Origin of the sequence: Shewanella sp. SR44-4, from assembly GCF_014163715.1 — a bacterium.
Taxonomy (GTDB): Bacteria; Pseudomonadota; Gammaproteobacteria; order Enterobacterales; family Shewanellaceae; genus Shewanella.
In genome coordinates, this window is sequence record NZ_JACJDU010000062.1 from 1 (window position 1) to 22687 (window position 22687).

The 22687-nt window shown below is 40.2% G+C and carries 15 protein-coding genes, 1 tRNA gene and 1 pseudogene; 12 read left to right on the forward strand and 5 right to left on the reverse strand.

Annotation, left to right across the window (positions count from 1 at the left end; genetic code table 11):
- The first annotated feature begins 726 nt into the window (after positions 1 to 726).
- The 5 genes and pseudogenes from H5125_RS19780 to H5125_RS19800 all read left to right on the forward strand — a co-directional run bounded on the left by H5125_RS19780 (position 727) and on the right by H5125_RS19800 (position 6322).
- Entirely contained in the window at positions 727 to 1884 is a 1158-nt protein-coding gene (locus H5125_RS19780) for an iron-containing alcohol dehydrogenase (protein ID WP_182745086.1), read from the forward strand.
- 12 nt (positions 1885 to 1896) lie between these two features.
- Positions 1897 to 2931 (forward strand): NADP-dependent oxidoreductase, encoded by a 1035-nt coding sequence (locus tag H5125_RS19785; RefSeq protein WP_182745087.1) that lies wholly within the window; start codon positions 1897 to 1899, stop codon positions 2929 to 2931.
- A gap of 130 nt (positions 2932 to 3061) precedes the next feature.
- Positions 3062 to 4444 (forward strand): NAD-dependent succinate-semialdehyde dehydrogenase, encoded by a 1383-nt coding sequence (locus H5125_RS19790; RefSeq protein ID WP_182745088.1) that lies wholly within the window; start codon positions 3062 to 3064, stop codon positions 4442 to 4444.
- A gap of 538 nt (positions 4445 to 4982) precedes the next feature.
- Positions 4983 to 5282: pseudogene (locus tag H5125_RS19795) on the forward strand (substrate-binding domain-containing protein); the annotation flags it as partial.
- A 323-nt stretch (positions 5283 to 5605) separates the two neighbouring features.
- Positions 5606 to 6322: an NrtR DNA-binding winged helix domain-containing protein gene (locus H5125_RS19800; protein WP_310734201.1), complete on the forward strand. Its 717-nt coding sequence runs from the start codon at positions 5606 to 5608 to the stop codon at positions 6320 to 6322.
- A 983-nt stretch (positions 6323 to 7305) separates the two neighbouring features.
- On the opposite strand, the gene H5125_RS19805 is transcribed toward H5125_RS19800, so the two are convergent.
- Positions 7306 to 7382, reverse strand: a tRNA-Val gene (locus tag H5125_RS19805).
- 300 nt (positions 7383 to 7682) lie between these two features.
- Between H5125_RS19805 and H5125_RS19810 the strand changes: the two genes are divergently transcribed.
- The 4 genes from H5125_RS19810 (at position 7683) to H5125_RS19825 (ending at position 14763) form a co-directional block, all read left to right on the forward strand.
- Positions 7683 to 8261: a hypothetical protein gene (locus tag H5125_RS19810; protein WP_182745089.1), complete on the forward strand. Its 579-nt coding sequence runs from the start codon at positions 7683 to 7685 to the stop codon at positions 8259 to 8261.
- Positions 8258 to 10795: a hypothetical protein gene (locus tag H5125_RS19815; protein ID WP_182745090.1), complete on the forward strand. Its 2538-nt coding sequence runs from the start codon at positions 8258 to 8260 to the stop codon at positions 10793 to 10795. Before H5125_RS19810 ends, H5125_RS19815 begins: the two co-directional genes overlap by 4 nt.
- Positions 10765 to 13884: a site-specific integrase gene (locus H5125_RS19820; RefSeq protein WP_182745091.1), complete on the forward strand. Its 3120-nt coding sequence runs from the start codon at positions 10765 to 10767 to the stop codon at positions 13882 to 13884. Before H5125_RS19815 ends, H5125_RS19820 begins: the two co-directional genes overlap by 31 nt.
- 195 nt (positions 13885 to 14079) lie before the next feature.
- Positions 14080 to 14763, forward strand: a complete 684-nt coding sequence (locus H5125_RS19825) for a DUF6933 domain-containing protein (RefSeq protein ID WP_182745093.1) — start codon at positions 14080 to 14082, stop codon at positions 14761 to 14763.
- A gap of 448 nt (positions 14764 to 15211) precedes the next feature.
- Here the strand turns inward: H5125_RS19825 and H5125_RS19830 are convergent, their stop codons facing one another.
- Positions 15212 to 16162, reverse strand: a complete 951-nt coding sequence (locus H5125_RS19830; RefSeq protein ID WP_182745094.1) for a GlxA family transcriptional regulator — start codon at positions 16160 to 16162, stop codon at positions 15212 to 15214.
- Between the two features lie 137 nt (positions 16163 to 16299).
- Here H5125_RS19830 and H5125_RS19835 point away from each other — a divergent pair, with 137 nt between their 5' ends.
- Positions 16300 to 17193 carry an MBL fold metallo-hydrolase gene (locus H5125_RS19835; RefSeq protein ID WP_226410166.1) on the forward strand — a complete coding sequence of 298 codons (894 nt, stop codon included), beginning with the start codon at positions 16300 to 16302 and terminating at the stop codon, positions 17191 to 17193.
- Between the two features lie 517 nt (positions 17194 to 17710).
- Here H5125_RS19835 and H5125_RS19840 read toward each other — a convergent pair.
- From H5125_RS19840 to H5125_RS19850, 3 genes are all read right to left on the reverse strand, one after another.
- Positions 17711 to 18562 carry a mechanosensitive ion channel family protein gene (locus H5125_RS19840; protein ID WP_124017003.1) on the reverse strand — a complete coding sequence of 284 codons (852 nt, stop codon included), beginning with the start codon at positions 18560 to 18562 and terminating at the stop codon, positions 17711 to 17713.
- A 65-nt stretch (positions 18563 to 18627) separates the two neighbouring features.
- Positions 18628 to 19599, reverse strand: coding sequence for a calcium/sodium antiporter (locus H5125_RS19845; RefSeq protein WP_182745098.1), 972 nt, complete (start codon positions 19597 to 19599; stop codon positions 18628 to 18630).
- A gap of 9 nt (positions 19600 to 19608) precedes the next feature.
- Positions 19609 to 20409, reverse strand: coding sequence for an undecaprenyl-diphosphate phosphatase (locus tag H5125_RS19850; protein ID WP_124017005.1), 801 nt, complete (start codon positions 20407 to 20409; stop codon positions 19609 to 19611).
- A gap of 503 nt (positions 20410 to 20912) precedes the next feature.
- On the opposite strand from H5125_RS19850, the gene H5125_RS19855 reads away from it, so the two are divergent.
- Together H5125_RS19855 and H5125_RS19860 are read left to right on the forward strand one after the other, a co-directional pair.
- Entirely contained in the window at positions 20913 to 21509 is a 597-nt protein-coding gene (locus H5125_RS19855) for a tyrosine-type recombinase/integrase (RefSeq protein ID WP_124017006.1), read from the forward strand.
- 372 nt (positions 21510 to 21881) lie between these two features.
- Entirely contained in the window at positions 21882 to 22253 is a 372-nt protein-coding gene (locus tag H5125_RS19860; RefSeq protein ID WP_124017007.1) for a hypothetical protein, read from the forward strand.
- Positions 22254 to 22687 lie beyond the last annotated feature (434 nt).

Below are 22687 nucleotides of genomic sequence, written 5' to 3' on the forward strand. Positions count from 1 at the left end.
CTAACTATTTATCTAACTATTTATAAATTTCAGAATTGTTATTAAGTTAATCTTATGTGGCTAATAACATACGCTGATTATTGTTAGTCCCTATCATCATTTTTATACTTAAACAAAACTTAATCCCAATCGTTAGTATTGTTAAAAGGATGTACTCAATTACATCATTTTAGTCTGAACTGTTTACAATTATTAAGATTTATTGGTCTAATTGGAAAGGCTAACATTGGTATGTTAGTGTAACTAAACAGTAAAATATAATTTGGTTTATTTAAAGCACCGCACTAACAGTGATTTTAATCATCTGGTTTTAATATGGTTAGCGTCATGCTGAAAATATATTTTAATATTATATCTAAATATAAACATCTTAAATCAGAGGTAATAACGAGTTTTATATTTAAATATCGTATTGACATATTCAAGTGGTTACTTTAGGTGGTTTACTCATTTAATTATAGTTGACCATTTAGTAAAGAATAACAATGTAGATATCAAGCAAGTGAATATGATCAACGCATTTTATTCCATCTAGGCAATTGCCATGAACGGCAAAATAGCGATATTGGCGATGCTGTTAAGTCTCTTTTTTATCGCCGCAGTTACAAGTTGTCGCAGTATATGTGTTCATCAGGTCTGCCTATATTCGAATACTAGACACAGAAAAATCGACGTATGTCAGCATAAACGTACGCCTTCACATTGAAACAGAAGGAAACATAGAATATGAACAACTTTGACTTTCACAACCCGACAAAAATTCTCTTTGGTAAAGGCCGCATCGAAGACCTTAACGATCATATTCCAGTAGATGCAAAAGTATTGATTATCTATGGCGGTGGTAGCGCGGAACGAACCGGTGTATTAGGGCAAGTGAGAACAGCACTTTCTGGTCGCACATTGGTGGAGTTCGGTGGCATAGAACCAAATCCTCGTTATGCAACGACCCTTAATGCCGTCAAAGTAATCGCTGATAACAACATCACCTTTTTGCTTGCCGTGGGTGGCGGATCTGTCATTGATGCGACTAAATTTATCGCGATGGCGGCGCTTTATGCTGGTGACCCCTGGGAGATCCTTACTGCCGGCACGGCAAAAGTGACCGCGGCGATGCCGTTTGGAACGGTGCTTACATTGCCTGCAACAGGATCTGAAATGAACAATGGTGGGGTGATAACCAACCCTGAGAAGATAGCCAAGCTTCCTTTTAGAAGTCCGCATTGCTACCCAATTTTTTCGGTCCTCGATCCTGAACTTACCTATACGCTGCCTGCGCGTCAGATTGCCAATGGCGCTGCAGATGCCTTTGTCCATATTATCGAGCAGTATCTAACTTACCCCAGTGGCGCACACGTGCAGGATGGTTTTGCCGAGTCTCTGCTACGCACCATTATTGAGCTTGGCCCTAAAGCGCTAGAGACACCAGAAGATTATGACATTCGTGCAAGTCTGATGTGGACAGCCACACTGGCTTTGAATGGATTAATCGGTGCCGGAGTGCCACAAGATTGGGCTTCTCACATGATCGGACATGAGATTACTGCGCTCAATGATACAGACCACGCCCGTACTCTTGCTGTCGTGTTACCGTCACTATTGAATGATCAGCGTGGCCACAAGCACGAAAAATTACTGCAATATGCTAGTCATGTCTGGGGCATCACCGAAGGCACAGATGCTGTGCGAATTGACGCTGCAATAGACGCCACGCGGGCGTTTTTCGAGCAATTAGGGATCAAGACTCGATTGAGCGACTACGGTATTGCTGCAGCAGAAATTGAACTTATTGTTCGCGCCTTGGAGGAACATGGCATGACAGCCCTTGGCGAACACAAAGACATCACCCCAACTGATGTCCGTCGCATTCTTGAAGCGTCACTTTAAAGGAGATTGAATATGACACAAACAAACACAACTAATCGACAATGGGTTCTTGCAGAACGTCCTAAAGGCGAACCTACGCTAGACACGTTAACTTTGATTGAGACCGCTATCCCTGTTGCTAACGACAAACAAATGCTACTGCGGACTGAATTCCTTTCGCTCGACCCCTATATGCGCGGGCGGATGAGCGATGCACCATCTTATGCAGACCCTGTCGAAATAGGCGCGGTGATGATAGGCGGTACTGTATCTCAAGTTATTGATTCCAATATCGATGGCTTTGCTCCAGGCGACTTCGTGCTTAGTTTTAATGGTTGGCAAGACTATGCTGTTTCCGATGGCACCGGGCTCACTAACCTCGGTAAGTCTTCGACCCATCTTTCATGGGCGCTGGGTATTTTAGGCATGCCTGGGTTTACTGCTTGGGCTGGCCTGAAGCATATTGGTGCCCCTAAAGCTGGCGAGACCATTGTTGTGGCAGCTGCGACTGGCCCGGTCGGGGCCACTGTTGGCCAAATCGGCAAGCTGCTGGGCTGTCGTGTGGTTGGAATTGCAGGCGGCGCGGAAAAATGTGCCTATGCAGTAGATGAGTTAGGCTTTGACGCGTGCATCGACCATAAGGTTGCTGACTTTGCAGACCAACTTGCCAAGGTGAACTCAAACGGCATCGATGTCTATTTTGAAAGTGTCGGTGGTAAGGTCCTTGATGCCGTCATCCCGCTATTAAATCCGAACGCTCGGATCCCACTTTGCGGGCTGGTGTCACAATATAACGCAACCGAATTGCCAGAAGGGCCAGATAGAATGAACTGGCTGATGGGTCAGATCCTGCGTAAGAAAATTAAGCTGCAAGGTTTTATTATTTTTGATGACTTTGGCCATCTGTATCCCGACTTCGCCGCCGAGATGACTGGTTGGGTTAAAAGCGGCAAGATTAAATACCGAGAAGAGATTATCACAGGGCTCGAAAATGCTCCTCATGCATTTATAGGCCTTCTTAATGGCGAAAACTTCGGTAAACGTACAATCCATGTTGGTCAAAAGTAACAGGTCAATATTTTACCATCTTGATGGTTCTGACTTCGCCCTCGGGCGATAGCTTTTGCAAAACAACACCGGGGGCCGGTTGTTAAATACCCGTCTCCTGTTGGTACATTACCCAAAAAAGGTAAATATTATGACATATGAAACACGCAATCCTTACACTGGTGATCTTCTGGTAACGTTCCCAGATGCAAGCGACTCAGAAGTAAAGCAAGCAATTGAAAATGCGCATGATGCTTTTTTACTTTGGAAAAATACTGGGTTTACTGAGCGTGCGCGCATAATGCACGCCGCCGCCGAATTATTACGTCGTGACGTTGATTATTATGCCAATTTGCTCACCATTGAGATGGGTAAACTTATATCCGAAGCCAAAGCAGAAATAGCGTTGTCAGCAGATATCTTCGACTACTATGCAAATAATGCACAGAAATTGCTGGCTCCACAAAAGCTACCGGTTGCCGACGCTGATGCGGAAATTTTGTGTGAGCCGCTGGGTGTATTATTGGCGATTGAACCATGGAACTTTCCTTTCTATCAGGTGGTTCGTATCGCTGCACCACAAATATCTGCTGGTAATACACTGTTGCTCAAGCATGCGTCTAACGTTCCGCAGGCCGCGGCTGCATTCGAAAAATTAATGCTCGATGCTGGTTTACCTCAAGGTGTGTTCAAAAATCTATACGCTACAAGGTCGCAGATAGAAACGATCATTAACGATCCGCGCGTTCAGGGCGTAGCATTAACAGGGTCGGAAAGGGCCGGTGCAGTCGTTGCGGCCCAGGCAGGCAAGGCATTAAAGAAATCGACTCTTGAACTTGGCGGTGCTGATGCATTAGTTGTTCTAGCCGATGCAGATATGCAGAAAACAATTAACTGGGCGGTTCTAGGACGACATTGGAATGGTGGTCAGGTCTGTGTGTCATCAAAACGAATGATCATTGTGGATGAGGTGTATGATCGGTTCCTTGAAGGATATATTGGTGGTACTGCGAATCTCAAAGCGGGTGATCCGTTCGAGCCAAGCACAACGCTAGCGCCACTTTCATCTAGGGCGGCAGCCGATGAAATCAAGGATAAGATTCGCCAGGCGATTTCTTACGGGGCTACCGCAACTGAGGTTGGGCCAATTGTCCCTGATTCAGGCAATTTTGTTCAGCCGACCATTTTGACTGACATTGCAGAAGACAACCCCGCACGTTATTGGGAATTCTTCGGTCCTGTTTCTATGATGTTTCGCGCCAAAGATGAAGATGACGCGGTCCATATAGCCAATGATTCACCGTTCGGTCTGGGCGGTTCGGTATTTACTGCCAACCCAATCCATGGTGCAGAAGTGGCGAAACGAATATCCACAGGTATGGTCTTCGTCAATCACCCGACAATGGCTAAGGCGGATTTACCATTCGGTGGTGTTAAACGTTCAGGTTACGGCCGCGAGCTAGTCGGTCTCGGCATCAAGGAGTTTGTTAACCACAAACTTATCGCCATTGTTGACATCGACGCTCCGTTCTAGCGCTAATTGCCAATCCGATGTCTAGTCGGATTGGCTTATCCAGTAAGGACATAAATCGGTAAATAGTGAGTTGTTTAGCGATATCAACATAAACACTTCTAAGCATGCAAAAATATCAAAATAGTTAACTTTGCAACGTTTAGCGCCCTCGGCAATTAATTTTCGTTAAATAACTTAGCCAATCACGGAACACTGTCGACTATCACCACATCATCGGAGCCAGTAACCGAGACTAAAAGTCTTAATGCAAAACATATCCCCAATTCAGTACTGGCCAGCCTTGTTTGCGAAAACTGAATAAGCCTCCAATTGTCCTTATTTCAAGCACTTCTAAAGCGCTAGCATCAGCAGGACACCGTCTTTTCATCATGAGAGATGAGGCTAACATTAACAAATCATCCACACGTCATCATCGTATGTGTCATCATCGTATGTGTCATTGATTATGTGTTATTGATTATGTGAATTTGTTCAAATCTAGAAATCGATTAGTGTTATTTGAAATTAAAAGATATAACTTTTTCGTCACGATAAACCCAGTGCTATTTTTGCAGCTAACGATGATATGGCTGCTGCGGTGATGTCTATTGCACAAAGCCAGGGGATTAATGTGCCAAATGATTTATCGGTTGTTGGCTTTGATGATACAACCCTCGCAACGGTCGTGTGGCCAAACATTACCACGGTAAGACAGCCTATTGATGAAATGGCAACGTTAGCTGTCAGCTTATTTACCTCAAATAAAAACAAAGACTTTTCAGGACTAAAAAACAGTCAGTTGCGTCATATTCTCGAATTTGAAATTATTCAAAGAGAGTCGAGTAAATCAATTGTCTAGCAATGACCTATTCTACGGATGATGAAGTGTTTGTTTACGAAAAATACAAATACAATCAATAATTTAAGCAGGTTAATTTGTGGTGATCGTTGATAAAACGCATCTAAGCCACAACGATGATAAGTATTGTTGTAATATTGTGCATTGGTGATGTGCAGTAGAAATTGATTTTGTTTCATGCATTTACAATTATGTTTTTGGTGAGTAAAGTGATTATCAACGTCTGTTGAATATGACTTTTTTACTACTACACAGTTGTTCAACGGCAATCTCCAGAGTGTGTATGTACAACCAAGCTCGCTATATTAAATTGGATCTTACCTGTGAATTTTATAAACGAAGTTATTGATGAAGAAACCATCCCTGCTGATTGTATTAGTAACTTAACCGTTGATAATCTTATTTTTACCCTTCATGACAGCAAACTTAAAGTCTTATTGATTAAATACAATAAAGGCCTAGCAACCAATAAATGGGGCTTAGTCGGTCACTGGGTTCGCAGTGACGAAAACCTCGAGACTGCGGCATCGCGAGTTGTAAAAAACACAGCCGGGGTCGAAAACTTATATTTAGACCAACTAGGTGCCTTCGGTGATGTTGACCGTTACCCAGCCAGACGAATTATTACCATTGCGTTTTATTCGTTGGTCCGCTTTGACGAAACCAATTTATCGCATGGTCCAAATGCCATAGAATGTGAATGGTTTGATGTAAGACAAGTCCCTAAACTGATGTTTGACCATGATAATATTTTGGCCAGTTGCCTTAATCACTTAAAATACAAAGTCAGACATGAACCGATCGGTTTTAGTTTGTTACCTGAAAAATTTACCTTATTACAACTACAAGATTTATATGAATCTATTCTCGGTGTGACATTAGACAAACCCAATTTTCGCCGAAAAATATTAAAGATGAATTTATTAATTGACTGTAATGAGAAGCAACGTAATGTTGCCCACAGAGCAGCGTCATTGTATCGATTTGATGTGCATGTTTATGAAAAACTGACTCAATTTGGTTTTACGTTCGAATATTAATATTCCCTAATCTCAGATGCATCTGCAGAGCAGCAAAATCAAGTATGGTATCAACATATCTATCAACCATTACAAAATGACCCACTAATAAAAGATGCCCACAAAGCATTACTCCTATGGCGTGACAGTATGACTGTGTCATTGGTTACTGGGCTGTTAATGGTAATTGGAGGGGTAAATGTACCTTGGGTCGCAAAAATATTTGATCACTATTCTCTAAGCGTTCCCTTCTGTTTTGCCTTTGCCTGCGGACTTGCTGCGAATAATTGCGGTAAAAGAATGGTGACTAATACGGTTGCCATTTGGCTACGGCACTAAATTTCACAATCTAAATAGAAAACCGCAGGTGTTCAAATTAACCAAATAGTAGAGTTAAGTCGCTTGTCATGAGTAGGCGGTTCAGAGCTGTGGTTGAAAAGACAAGCCATTTTGAAAAAGTACATTAATCTACTTGGTGTACATCAGGTGTTGATTTAAAGTACGTCAACTGGATTGTGTGGCTGTAAATTATTCATCGTGCCGGTAATGGTAGTGGTCATACTTTTGAGGTTCAAAAATCACTTGTGCCAACATGTTTGGCACGAAATGGACACAAAACGTCATTTTGGTGTTTTTTGCCTATTGTTGTGAGTTTTATTTACTTTATAGACTGATTTTAACAAGAATGAAATTGTATGACTTATAGATTCGAAAAATGACTGGTTGGCACGAGGCTAATACGATTTGGCACAGATATATTTTTACCGTAGAGAATTTGGTAATACAGAAAGGCTTTTAAAACGAGGAGTTACAGCAAGAAATGGTACACCCGAGTGGACTTCGCTTTACCACATGAATACCGACCCCTACCGCCGCCGTTAACTAAGAGAGGGTAGTGCTCTAACCAGCTGAGCTATGGGTTTATTAGCTTGTGAATATTAACTATTAATTTTAGACACAAAAAAACCAGCTTTCGCTGGCCGTATTCTCTTGTATAAGAGAATTGGTACACCCGAGTGGACTCGAACCACCGACCCCTACCATGTCAAGGTAGTGCTCTAACCAGCTGAGCTACGGGTGTATTGTTTACTTTTATTACAATTCCAATGTTTAGACTCTTTGAAAAGAGTGGTACACCCGAGTGGACTCGAACCACCGACCCCTACCATGTCAAGACGTTAAAAATATTATTTCTTAAACCCCCTCAGCGCTACACCTTTTGCCTATACCCCTTAACTAATATGAGTTTTTCAAATAAACGGGCATCTCATTTTCGATAATTCAAGAAAATATTCACAATATTTTTGCTTGAAATAGGCACGATTTAGGCACAATATAGAAATGTCCAAATTGACCACTATTTTGTTGTTTAGGGGGAGTGATGAACGAACATGCTGAGCATTTCAATAAGAGTTTAGATAAGTTGCTAGTCGACGTTAAACTCGAGATGGTTGCATTTAATCAAATTCAACTTGAGCGTTCGCTTAAAACCTTCTGTGAATCGTTTAACCTTCTTAGTACTCTAAAACCAAGCTCAGATGATAGCGTCGAATCCCCCGCATCAATATTGCTCGATTCATACCAAGCACCCTTGTTAGCAAGTAAAACTGAGGCAGGTTATTATCGTTTAATTTCTGGTTTATTGACTTATCAAAAGTTATGTAAAATATATGCTGGTGATGCCAAAGCTCTAGTACCTTGTATTGTGTTACCTCGGCGCCCTAATAAAGACACACTCCATTTATTAATGCTCAATGATATTGTTAGGCCGTTATTAAAACAGTTTGTTAATGTCACAGGAGATTCAATCACTCAATCTTTATCTGCATGGTTTGTCACTGATGAACAACCATCAGTTTTTAACTCCCCACAATGGCAGTCGCTGTTTCCAATGATAAAAACCAAAACACAATTGTGTGAGTGGTTACATGTCAGCACTAAAACGGTCAGATTAAAATGACAAGTATCAAGCAACATTTAATAGAGCATATATGTCGATATTGCGAACTCAAAAAGCCGCACATTGGTAAAGATGAGGTCAGTGAAGATTTAGATGATTTTGTTGATCGTATTTTTGCCCCTGAATCACTAGGAGGGCTTAAACAAGTTATTAGATTGATCGCCCGTGTTAGAAATATATCCTTTCACTCAGCACAATCGATAATGAAAGAGTTAAATTTAGCAACCTATATTTTTGATGCATTACACAAGTATAGTTTTGATATCGAGGACCGTTATATCAGCAATGAATATCATCGGACCAAGTATCAAAAAGGGTGGTGCAGTGAATATCCCTTTTATGTTGTATTGCTTAAATCTTATGAATACAACCTGACGATAAAATCATGCGAATTATTTGCTACATTCATCAAGCACTATTACTCAGTGTTAGATACCCTCAGAGACAAAGACTTAGCCAGGGAATCTTCAACCAGGGAAGAAGATGCCTGTTCTAATTTCAGGCTTTTCATGAGAACCAATGTTGCTGAACTGAATTTTGTACGCGAGACAATTCCCAATACAACAGGTGATTCACCAGCGGCCATTGCCCACCAATTAGATCAATATCTCACTAGTAAAGAAACATGGCCATATCTACCACATAAAAATTATCTTCGAATACTGTGTCATTTCTTTTCCAACGATTGGAAACCAGCAAAACATATCACACGAAGAAGACCTGCAATTGATAGAGTACCTAAACGGTATGCAGATCCAATAGCCATTCCGATTGTTGGTGCTCACAATGATATTTTCGCATTAATTCCAGATGAACCATTAATACCAAACAGTGAAGGTTTAAATGATGATGATCAATATGCTGCTCAGACATTTGTAATTAATAACCGTGACGTTGATACAAAACGTGATAAAACAGAATTACTCGACACTGCTATTCCTTTCAATAAGCACGTACAAAACCGAACTGCTATTGATGTCACCGCAAGTGTTCGGCGCTCTCATAATATGGGCATACAAAATACACAATTATTAATGCCTGAAGAGCTTAATTTCCTCATTGAAAAATTAATCCTGATGGGGCATCGACCAGGCAACCGCGAAATGGCAATAGTGATTTGGCTAATGTTGTTGCTAAGTAAATCTATAGAAGAAATACAAAGCTTAGTCGTGTTTACAGACTTATCTAAAAACCAGCAGGGCTTGTATATCGATGAACTAGGGCAAGGGTGGTGGTTTTTCTATGTAAGCCATTCAGCAAAAGCTAAGCTGGATAACGAAGGGCTAAGAGAAGTTAAAGAGGAGGTTTTTACACCATGCCCAGAGTTTTTACAAAAACTCATAGTTGAAAATCGGCAGACTCAGTTAACCGGACCTATCCTTAAGGAAAAAGATTCAAAAAGAATTACGAGTTCAGTCGTTCGAAAACTAAAAAAGCTATCAGATCGACATGCTTCAGGCCGCGTAAGTGTCCGACGTTTGGTTAACTTTGTTAGTTATTATCTAAATTCAACTGATGTTATCGATCCTATTTTTATCGACTATAGCTATGCAGTGCAAATGTACACTACTCGTGTTGCGAGAAGTTACGCGAATGTCAGGGATCATTTTAGAACCGAGCAACTCTCTAAATTATGGCAAAATGTTGAACAAGATATTCAGCTGTTCACGGGCAAACCACTACCGGTTTCATTATTTGAGCTTAGACATTTTGATCAAACAAATCCCTTCTTGGGGTCATCATTCACACCGACAAATGATGCCATAGCAACCTTAATTAACTCGTTAACAAAGCGAGTGTCGGCGTCTATACCTGGTTTTCAACATCGATTGCTAGATATGATTGAATATCATAATGCATTTACCGCTTATACAGCTTGGATGTTGCTATTTGGAACGGGCTATAGAGCTGCTTGGAATCCGTTACCAACATTTGCCTTATTTTTACCGTCACTAAATTTAATGGGTATAAGTGATAAAGACGATTCTGACTTTAGTCATTCTCGTATTGTCGCAGTGCCCAATGTTTTAGTATCTCAATTGAAAGAATATAAACGTCACTTAGGGTGCTTACGTTCATTGTTGCGTATGTTACTGCCAAAGATGTGCAGTACGATTGACAACATAGTTGACGTTCAGCAAAACGTGTTGAGCTTTAATCATACTCAGGCAACACAATGGTACAAAGTCATCCGTAATTCACGTAAACAACAAGGTCCTTTCTTTTTTTTACATAGACAAGGCAATAGTGTTGTAGCGACAAATTTATCACCATCAGAGCTTGTTAACTATTGTAAAAACATAATACAGCTGCCTGCTAATGCTGGACGACATTGGTTGAAATCTCATTTACTAGAGAAAGATATTTGTCCTGAGTTAATCAATTTCCAAATGGGTCATTGGCAAGCCGGAGAAGTGCCATTAGGTCATTATTCAGCTTTAAGCCATGTTGAAGCCATCAATGAAATAGTCCCTGTGCTTGATGAGTTATTTGAGGAGGTTGGATGGAAATCATTAAAGTCCGTCATTTCATAAGAAAACTCAATGAAAATGGAAAATTACACCCTTTATATCGAGAGGTGTTTGATGCTTTCGTTGAACAAAATGAACATGCATTTGAAGACTATAATCACAGCAAAGTTGATGATGTTCATGGCAAAGAGAAAGTTGAAGAGGATTTTTATCAATCTTATAAAAACTTACTTGGGCATTTAAAAAAACGATTTATTCAATCAGAAACAAAAATTTTACCTGAAGAACTAGAGGCGTTAATTGCGCAACTAAAACCAGCGGTGTTGAGTAAGCAAACGCAATTATTGATTTTGCAATCAATACTCAATTATGCCAAAAAACACCATGGTATAGATTCACCCAACATACCGTCTATTGTTACTCTTAAACGAGATAAACCTATTATATCGCCGGTTGAGCTCGTCAAGCTGCCAATTGTTGATATGCTTTACTCGCTACTCGATAAAGAATTAATTAGCCCAAATAGAGCTCTATCTAATAACGAAAAACTAGGGCGAGCAGCACTGTTAGTTTATTTAACAGTGAATGTGAGTAAGACTCAGGAGCTTCTTTCGATCCTTGAGCATCCTCAGGATGTGTTTTATGTCGGAGGAATTTGTTATTGGCAAAAACAGCAGCGAGCAACAGAGCCAACAAGATACATATTGAGTGATGTTGCGGTAATGGCATTACAACAATTGGCTAACGTAAAACAAGACACATTAAAGATCCAAACGTGTATCCTCAAGTATTTAAATACAGCATCTGAATTTGATTGGTCAGATCTATCAATGCTTAAATTACGTACGCTTAGAAAAATTCACAACATACTGCACTTAGGACCAGTACAGTATCAAATGTATTTTTTACCCAGTGTGAGCCAAGCGCTACCAGAGCATGCTTTTATGCGAATATTAACAAATAAAGCATGCTTACATTTCGAGCCGCATTTGTTAGGGGTAAGTGATCAAGGCACAAACGAATTTAAGCAATGGCGACATGTGGCGAACAAAAACCATTGCTTTATCGCTATTGTTACTACATTAAAACAACTAGATGACATTTATTCGGATTTAATCAAAGAAGCATCAAGATCAGCATGTTTAGATACTTTGAGTAAAAAGCTTAAGTCATTAGATGTAACCGCCAATCCTTATCTCTGGCTGTTATGCTCTTGGTTATTTTCACTGTTAAAAAATGGAGGTACCTACAAGCGCCGATTAAAGTTGGCCACTGCAGTGGATTATGTCAGAAGTTTGAGCAAGCCGTTTCTCGCCGTATTTAGTACATGCGATATAGAGTTATTATCGGGTGAAGATTGGGCTGATAAGCTCAATGAATCAGCAGAAATGTTTACCTCAGCACAACGAAAAAAGTATGTGTATTATTTCGCACAGTTTTTAGTCGAAACAAATTTAGTTCGAGATCTCTGCCTATCCGATATTGATGTTATTGGTAGTTCTAGTGAAGTTGACGCGAATTTAATTTCACCAAGTCATATTGATGAAGTCATGGAATATCTCACAGATCATGTTCAAGATGTTCTTGTTTATCAATATGCTTATTTTTTGTTATGTTTTTGCTTTTACAGCGGCTTGCGAAGAAATGAAGCTGCAAAATTAACCTGGGCTGACTTTTCATTTGCAGTCAATACGCCAGCCAAAGATGCATTTGACTATGTGCAGCTTTCGGTTAGACCCAATCAGCATCGCACGCTCAAAACGACTTCTGCTCGTCGTGAGTTACCATTAGATGCGCTTTGGCCAAAGACAGCCATAGAAAAGTTACGGGTGCGATATCAAATACAGCAACACTCAGGTGCAAACAAAAAGGCGCTATTGTTTGACGATGCAACTCGAGTTAATCAGGCTTATGAGTTAATAACAGATTTAATCCGTCACTTTACTCAAGACTACACTTTACGAATTCATCATCTTCGTCATAGTTTTGCTAATTGGTCTTGGTGCCGCTTAAATCCAAGAACCATAAAGCAGGGGCGTGTACAACTAACGATGTTCGGTCATCAAATATTTGATGATGATTATCTACAACGGTTACAAACTCGATTACGCTATAATATGAATAGCCGTAAAAAAATGTTCATTTTGGCTCATTTGATGGGACATAAAGATGTTCAATCAACGTTAAATAGCTATTTACACCTTAAAGATATTTTGTACTACCTAGACTTAAAGCCTTACTTTACGTTAACTAAGTATTTTACTTCAGAATGTGTTGGGCGAGTATCTTGGCTAGAACCTGAGCCCGGCTTAAGTTTGGCCGAAAGGTTAAACTATTACACTCGAGATACAGAAGCGAAATTAGCGATAAAGCCTGCACCATTAACGTCATCCTTGTCGGTTCCAACATTTTCAACGTATGTCCAAGAAATAAAACCCAATATTGAGATAAGCAGCATGACTTGGGCTCGCGCACTGAACGCCTTGAAAGTCAGCTCGGTTATAGAGTCTTCTCAATATTACAATGTTCCACTCGAAGAGTTACAGCAACTACTTAATAATGCTGAGCAAATACATCAACATTACCCGCGCATAGGTAAGCGACTTCCATTGATCCCAGCCTTTCCAAGATTACATAATGACGAATATGTTGCCAAAGATGATGCAACTGTTGCTAAATCCAGTAAAGTATTTATGTATCTTTGCGACAAATTCGACAAGAGTATAGGGGTTGAACCGTTAACCTTAGCTAACGTGAGGTTGAGCATGGAAATATTAAAATACGCCGTACCAGGTAAAGGTTATGAGTTGAGGTGTCCGGACTCAACATTATCAAGAATGTTTATGCGTTTTTGTCAACTTTTAGGCTTAAAGGGTAGGCATTTAGTATTCACGTTTTACAGGGCCGATTTAACTATTGAAGAGTCAAAGCACATTGAAATTCGGTGGAAAAAAACAATCTCAGATTTTGGTTTTAATCCTAAAAACTTTTTATTTGCAAAAGAGGATCAAGGACTCTACTTAGGTAACCATGATGGTAATGGTTTTTTAGAAATCGCATTGGTCAACAATGGATATAAGCGGGTACAAAGACATCAAAGCCTGTTTAGCTTTTTGCATTTTCTACTGATTTTGAGCTACGAGAACAAATAAAGTGTTAGCTTACTTATGTCCCATTCCAATTCAGTGCTGCTTTCCCTAACATTTTTCAGTTTCCTCATGCCTAAACTATTATAATGCGATAAACCATAAAATATTCCTCATATTTAGTATGAGTGATCATGTAATGCGAGTAAAAATAGAACACCATGACGATGGTGATGTACTATCAAAAATAGGTAATACGAAATGTTAGTTTTTAACTGCACCAAAGCCGCAGTAGAGTTTTTTACGGTTACACGTCAAGGCCAAAAGGTTTCAGATCTAGAGCCTGCGCCACATAAAACCATCGCAGAGTCGATTGAAACGCCTGTTTTTCCAAACGGTGTTGATACCGACAACAATGGTGAATTTCAATGGCAGTGGGTACTACATTGTGTATCCATTAAACGCAAAAGATACTTAATGGCGATGGATTATCAAAGTCGTTTTTGTATAACAGTACTAGCAGGAAAGAAAGGTGATATTTATCAGTTTCTCAATACCTTTGAGCCAATGCTAAAGGCGTGTTTTCACAGTCTAGCCAATGAAAGCGGTGTTGATACGGTCGAGGTAGAGAACTGTGTTGACCATTATGACAGAGAAGTTAATGACTGTGCCTTCTACCCTCGAAGTGACCGTAGCGTGCAAGCTCACCTAAATGACGTTCATTGGCATCTTGAACGTCACTGCTATGAAGATGGAATGTTACTTGAAGATGTTGATCTACTTGGCTTTAACTTATTTTCAGGTCAGTTTCCTCGTAATAGTAAGCACAAGAAGGAGCACTTTTTCCCTAATGAAGAATTTGTTAACCAGTGGCAACAGTGGGCATTAAAGCCTCAACCAGTGGATATGAGTAATGTCATCGTGTTAAGCCATCGCAGACAATAGAGGATAAGAATAACTTTTTGTAGCGACTCAGCTGACACTCCCCGCCTAAAAGTTCTCTGCAAATTGAGCAAGTTAAAAGAGGTAATTGATCAAGTAAGTTTGAGCATGCTTAATAACGCGTTGATGTGCAAAGGCGTGCCAGTCGAATACTGCTGGCACATTTATGCCCCAAAACGTGTCACAGCTCGAAGGCTAGCTCTTGCTTAATCTGATAGTTTGAGATATATAAAGTAATGAATACCCAAAAGTATTACCTGACTATGAGGGGTTTCAAAAATCGTTACGGTGAATCAGACTTGCCTAGTCTGGTTCACGGGCTGAACACCATCATTTCACGTTAGCTTTTGGCTAAAGGGCTCTCTATAGTGTACTTGTAAAAATCGAACACTCAGTAAAATCGGCGTTTATAGTTTATTTTAGAGTTGCTTCCAACATAGCTCTAACATCGTTAGTTTCCCGCAAACGTTTTACGCCAAGCACTTGGGCTAACTTGAAAACGTTGATTAAAATGTTGCCTAAATGACGTTGCAGTCTGAAAACCAACCATTTCAGACACTTTTTCTACAGGAAGTCGTGTACTTTCAAGAAGCTCAAGGCTACGTTGCAGACGAGCATTCACAAGCCATTTTCCAAATGACATACCGGTAGCGTTGTTGAAATGCCGAGTAAAGGTACGGCGACTCATAAATAATTGGTCTGCTAAATCAGCGATGGAATATTGTTTGTCGAGGTTTTCACGTAAATAATCCAGTAACCGATTGACCTCTGCATCTTGAGTTGATTTTGGGATGGGTTGTGCAATAAATTGTGCCTGGCCGCCTTCTCTGTGTGGCGGTACAACTAAGATGCGCGCAACTTTATTCGCTGTTTTTGTCCCATAAAAAGACCTCACAATATACAAGCAACAGTCTAAAGCGGCTGCAGTACCTGCGGAAGTGACTACACGGTCGCTTTCAACATAAAGTGCGTTCGTATTTAGCTTTATATTTGGAAAACGAACAGTAAAATCGTCCTCTGCCATCCAATGAGTTGCCGCTTCTTTTTCATCTAATAGCCCTGAGTAGGCTAATGCGTAAGCACCATAGCAAAGCCCCACGACCGTAGATCCTCTTTCATGAGCTCTAACCAATACTTCAGAAATATTGGAAGCAGGCGGACTTTCTAGGTCATGCCACCCTGGAATGACGACTATATCTGCCAACTCAACGAGTTCTAATCCACCATCAGGCTGAACTGTCATACAATTGTCAGAGTGTTGTGGCTTACCATCAATTGACACGATCTTTAAGTCAAAAATGGGTTTGCCATCTGGCTGCATCGAAAAAACGGCTTGAGGCACAGCGACATGAAACACGCTGAAATGAGGGTAGAGAATCAAAGCGACAGTTGGTACTTGCATGTGCAAAGCGCTCCCAAGTGAATCGTCATATCATTATTTGGCCCAATTGTTTCGATATTTGTCTCTTGGGTCAATATTCCCTCTCGTAAATACCGAAGATAATGTCTCATATTAATCAACCGCCAAAGAGATACATTATGAAAAACAAAGCTATCACCATCCTATTTACCTTAGGGCTTGCAACCATCATAAATAGCACCAATGCATTAGCTGAATCGGCTCCAACGCTGCATTCAGAACCACAGCAGGTTCAGTTTCAGCATATTCGAAATGCAACATCTAAACTCGCTTATGGTGACACAACATTTTTAATCGATCCTATGCTGGCAAAGAAAGATACCTATCCTGGTTTTGCCGGTACTTATCGTAGTGAAATACGTATACCAATGATCGATTTACCCATGTCAGCTAAAGCTGTAATTGACAATGTAGACGCTGTTATTGTCACTCACACACATCTTGATCATTGGGATGATACAGCACAAAGTGTAATTCCTAAAACGATGCCTTTATTTGTTCAAAATGAAGAGGATGCAAATACTATTCGCGCTCAAGGCTTTAAAGATGTGCGTGTGTTAGGCATTAAAACTCAGTTCAATGGTATTCGTTTAACCAAAACAGGTGGGCAGCATGGCACGGATGAAATGTATGCAATCCCAGAGTTAGCTAAATTGTTAGGAGAAGCTATGGGGGTGGTGTTACAAGCAGATAATTACAGTACTGTATATTTTGTCGGTGATACCATTTGGCGTAATGAAGTGGAAAATGTTCTAAATGAATTTAAGCCTGAAGTAGTTGTTCTTAACACGGGTGATGCTCGTTTAGACGGCCTTGAAGGTTCTATTATCATGGGTGAACAGGACACACTTCGAACGATTAAGCATGCACCTCAAGCTAAAATTGTTGCTGTACACATGGATACGGTCAATCACGCAGCATTGACTCGTAAAGAGCTCAGGGAGTTCGTGCAAGAAGAAGGCATTGAAAAACAAGTATTAATTCCTGAAGATGGTGAATCGTTGAAGTTATAAGTATAGCTTCTTGATTAATTAGTCGTGGGTAAGGAACAAAGGGGGTATAAGTGAGTACTCGAAGTAGTGAGTGAATCACTCTACACCAGTCTGATTCACGCCATCCGCTAAAACCCGCCCTATCGCCCCGTTTGCAGCTGTTCTGGGGCGATTTTTTCCCTTAAGATGAATCAGATCTCTAGAGAATTGATTCATGACCCCGTTATGCCAATTCCGACTTGTGATATCGAGTGTTGGTTAGTTTGCAACCAAACGAAACATTATTATTAGAATAGCTAATCCGAATCTGACTAATAAGAGTGAATTATCTAACAAGGTTTTATCCAAAAGTTTGTTAGATAGAACACAAGCCATTTTGTTTTTCGTAAAAAAATATCATTCTCCCATAAATATCTATTTTTTATATGTTTCGATTTGTCAGACTATGGGTTTATTTTATATGCGGTCATGTCAGTGATTAGGTTCGGCGACAGAACTGCAACTAAACCCATTGTTAGGGTAAATAAAAGGAAAGTAATTAATCTTTTCGTGCATTTTTCTGTATTGCTTGGGCGTTTTGTTCACCGACAATATGCAATGTTCGCTGAGGGAATGGGATGGTTAGCCCTGCGACTTCTATTGCTTCTTTCACTCGCTTATTTAAATCCCAGTACGCTGACCAGTAATCTTCATTTTTTGCCCATACTCTTAGCTGAATGTTCACTGCACTATCGATCATTGATGCAACCATCACTTGAGGCGCAGGTTCAGCTAACAATCTTGATTCACTCTCAGCAATTTTCTTTAATACAGCAAACCCTTCATTAATAGAGTCTGAATATGAAATACCCACAATAATATCCATACGTCGTTTACCATTACGAGTGAAGTTTTTAATATTATTACCCCATAGCATGCTATTAGGTGAGGCAATATATAATCCATCAGTGGTTTCAAGAATGGTTGTAAATAAATTTATTTCTCTAACGGTACCTTGCGTTCCACCAAACTCAATAAAATCGTCGGCGCGAAATGGGCGTACTATTAGTAACATAATACCTGCGGCGATATTGCTTAACGTGTCTTTCAGAGCCAGTCCAATCGCTAAGCCCGCAGCACCAACCAGCGCGATTAAGCTCGCTGTATTGACGCCAAAAATATCCAGAATAAATACACCACCAATGACATAAACCGCGTAACTGGCTATTGTTGAAAATAACGGGATTAATGTTTTATCAAGCCTGGTTCTCGTATTCGCGATTGCTTTACGAACCGTTTTGGCTATTAATGAGCTAGCGATCAGTATGGCAACTGCCAATAACAAATTATACCCGAGTGTTATAATTGTTTGTGAGTGATCAGACCAAAACTGCATGAGTGATTCTTTCATATCATTTATTCCTGTTTTTTGTTAAATAAAGCTAAATGTTAAGGCGTACTTAAAAAGGAGTAAAGCTAAGCAATTACTGATGACACCAACCAGACATTGTAGGCACAAAACGCGATTAATAAACCAACACCTTCATATCGGTTAATACGGCCCGCTCGACGAAAACCATAAGCAATAATCAATAAGGCTACCGTCATGCTCATCATCACTAACCAGTCGCGTGATAGTACTTGTTCAGGTAAGCTGGACATTGGCGAAATAACACCCGCAATACCAACAACAGCAAGTAAGTTAAACATGTTCGAACCAACAACGTTGCCTATCGCAATATCGTGCTCGCCTTTTCTAACGGCTATAACCGAAGCGGCAAGCTCTGGGAGTGAAGTACCCAATGCGACGATGGTGAGTCCAATAATCAAGTCACTTACACCAAATGCATGTGCAATGTTTACAGCTCCCCATACCAAAACACGCGAACTTTCGATTAACAGCACAAGACCCAGCACTAACCAAAAAATGGCTTTTTTGAGCGGCATAGCATGATCAACTAATTCCTGATCCATCTCCGTTTCTAATTTGTCACCTTTACTTTTAATGGCAGAAAAAATACTCCAACCAATCAAAGTAAAGAACCCAACCAATAGCAGCACCGCTTCAACACGCGTCAATGCGCCATCCAAGAGAAAATAGCCCAACAGTAAGCCTATTAACAACAACAAGGGGATTTCTTTTCGGACAATTTTAGACTGCACCATAATCGGTGTAATAACGGCTGTTACGCCAAGAATTAAGCCAGTATTAACAATATTCGAGCCTAAGGCATTCCCCAGCGCTAAATCAGGATTACCATCTATTGCCGCCATGGCGGAAACCACCATTTCAGGTGCAGACGTACCAAAACCAACGATCACCATACCAATAAGCAGCGAGGGCATTCCAGCATGCTTAGCGGTTACCGCAGCGCCTTCAACAAAGCGATCAGCGCTCCACACTAATAAAATAAAACCACCTAATATAGCCAATATAGCAAGTGTCATAACGTTACCTTAAGTTAAAAAAATGAAATAAATTAATGCAGCCAAGACGATTCTATAAATCACATAAGGCCACATACCAAATCGATCCAGCCACTTTAAGAAAAAGTGGATAGCAGTCAAAGCCATGACGAAAGAAGTTAATCCGCCTACCAAAAAAGCAAGCAAATCGATATGTATGTCACTTGATGCCACTTCCAATATTTTTGCGCTCGCGGCCAATGCTGTAATGGGAATGGCAAGTAAAAATGAAAAGCGCGAAGCGGCTTCTCTGCTTAAACCTAGCAGCAAGCTTGCGGTGATGGTTGCACCTGAACGAGAGGTGCCAGGAATAAGAGCAAATGCTTGTGCGATACCGATGAGTAAAGCGTCTTTTAAGCGCAATGAAGATAAGTCGCATTGCTGGTTAGGCCGCCAATCAGCCCAGCCTAATAACAAACCAAACCCCAATGTGGTGAAAAAGACGACTTCAACGGATCGTAACTGCTCGTCAATGAGATCCATTAACAACAAACCAACCAAAGCCGCCGGCACTGTCGCAATGATTAACAACAGCAGGATTTTCCCTTGACCAACGAATTGACGATGTTGAAATGAACACAAACCATCGTAAATTAGGTTTGTTACATCATTTTTAAAGTAGAGTAAAACAGCAAGCAAGGTGCCTATATGGACAGCTAGGTCGAATGCCACCCCTTGGTCCTTCCAGCCAGCAACCAGAGGAGCGAGAATAAGGTGAGCAGAACTTGAAATCGGTAGGAATTCTGTAATACCTTGTATAATCCCTAGTATTACAGCATTAATTAAATCCATGTACACTCACTGAATACAAGAATGTACAAAAATAAAAATCAGACAAAATATTTATATCCTTGGGGTGGTTTGGACACAGGCAAACGTGGCTCTCCACCCCGAGAGCCGCATTTGCCTTAAGTCTTGTCAATCCAAATAGGACATAACCGCCACGAACTGCTGTTCGGGATATGTTGACTGCTATCTCAGACGGTACTGAGAGACTACTCCCCTAAGGTTATAATCATTATTTTAATTTTTTATATTCAACAGGTCAATAGAGTACTTTTGTATCCCTATTGAAGTGAAAATACTTTAACTGTGGATATACACTTAATGATAACTATGTCGTGAATTAGCTAATTTTCTCTGCAACATAGAGGTTATCCGTCAATCAAAACTTGCGTTAATGGGTAAGTTTGGCTAACTCATTTATCACTAAATTAGTGGGCGGCCTGACTCATTTCTGTCCTAATTCCACTAACTATAATCGTGATGACCAAGCAACCAAAAAGGAGGTCATCATGGTCATATTAAACCGTGGGCAACGAAGTGGTGTCAAAAAGCCTTTTCGTCTTGAAGAAATTTGGCGAATTCGTACCAGACTTGAGATTGAGAGCAACTTGATGCAGTTAGCACTGCTCAATTTGGCAATTGATAGCAAACTTAGGGCGAGCGACTTATTACCTTTGAAAGTATGCGATATTTCTTCTCAAGACCGGATATTTAATCGAGTTAAGCATATCCAACATAAGACTGACATTGAAGTTCAGTTTGAAATCACGTCAAGAACCCAACAAAGTCTGATTAAATGGATTTTGCTTGCATCGTTAAGCGCAAGCGATTTTGTTTTCCCCAGTCCTAGATTAAAGCAACAGTCGATTAGCTACTCATACTATAGATACATTGTTAGGAAATGGGCATCCGATCTGGGATTAGATCCGAACCTATATGGAACCCACTCTATGAGGCGAACCAAGGTGACTCTTGTCTATGCCAAAACAAAGAATATTCGAGCAGTTCAACTTTTACTAGGTCATACAAAGGTAGATAATACGATAAGATATCTTGGTGTTGAATTAGAAGATGCTCTCTTACTTTCAGAAAGTACAGATTGCTAATATTAAATGGCCCTACAACCTAGGGCTACTTTATCATCTAAAGGAAACGGGTTTATTACTGGCAAATTGTTGCCCCCATTATCATTTAGAGCATATGCTCAGCGGCATTCTAGCGAGCTAGGTTAAGCCCTACCCCAGCTAATGTTCATCGCCATATCTAGAGGCCACTTTACTCACATCTATAATCAACCCTGAATTTAGATGTGAGATTTAAATAACATTAGACACTAACGAATGTACATCAGGATGAACGCTATCACTATATCGCTATATTGATCAGTGGCTTACAACAATATTCGATTTGTCCTTAACACTTTTTCGGAGTATCTTATGCTTTAGCCAATCAAAGATTATATTTATAAAGGAGTTAATATGGGGCTTGGTAGAATTGATATACACGCAGGAGATTTTAAAAAAGGAAATGAAAGCCAGTACGTGCATGGTAAATTCTCAATGAAAAATGAAGGTGAATTTTTTCGTGAAAAGATAAATCCTTCGGAAATAGAAAGGTTAGAAGAGGCATCTGAGGAGTCAGTTATAAGTATCGGTGGTGCAGCAGGCTGGGGCGTTGCAGGTAGTGTTCTACTTGGTCCTGTAGGGTTGTTAGCGGGATTAATATTGGGTGGAAAAAGCAAAGATACTACTTTTATTTGTGAGTTCAAAGATGGTAGGAAATTCTTAGGTACTGCATCCTTTAAAGTATTTAATGAGCTTAAAAAAGGCATTATGGCTTCATCATTTTAGTGTTGCATAGAGAACGACATAACAAGTAATACTTCATGCAATAACAGATGAGTAGCACCGTTAAAGGGAAATAATATGTCCGTAGAAAAGAAACCTCGTAGTTTTTACAAGTATTGTCCCGTTTATAATTCGCCAGAAAAGATTCTTCAGTGTGATAGCCTGGATAAATTAGAAGAACTAGAGGAATACTCCTTACTAAATCTCTTTAAGCATCAAGCTAAATTTTCATCTCGTACTGATTTTAACGACCTATTTGATACCATCATTGATCTTATACCTCCAGACATAAGAGAAGTGGAAAGTTTTTTACGTAAGCGTCTAGGCAACTACACCTACTTTTTAACATTCCATGGTAACAGGCTGTCGATATCAGGTGCTGGTTTACACAGTTCATCAAGGCAAACCATGATGTAATCAAATGGGATTAGACCATT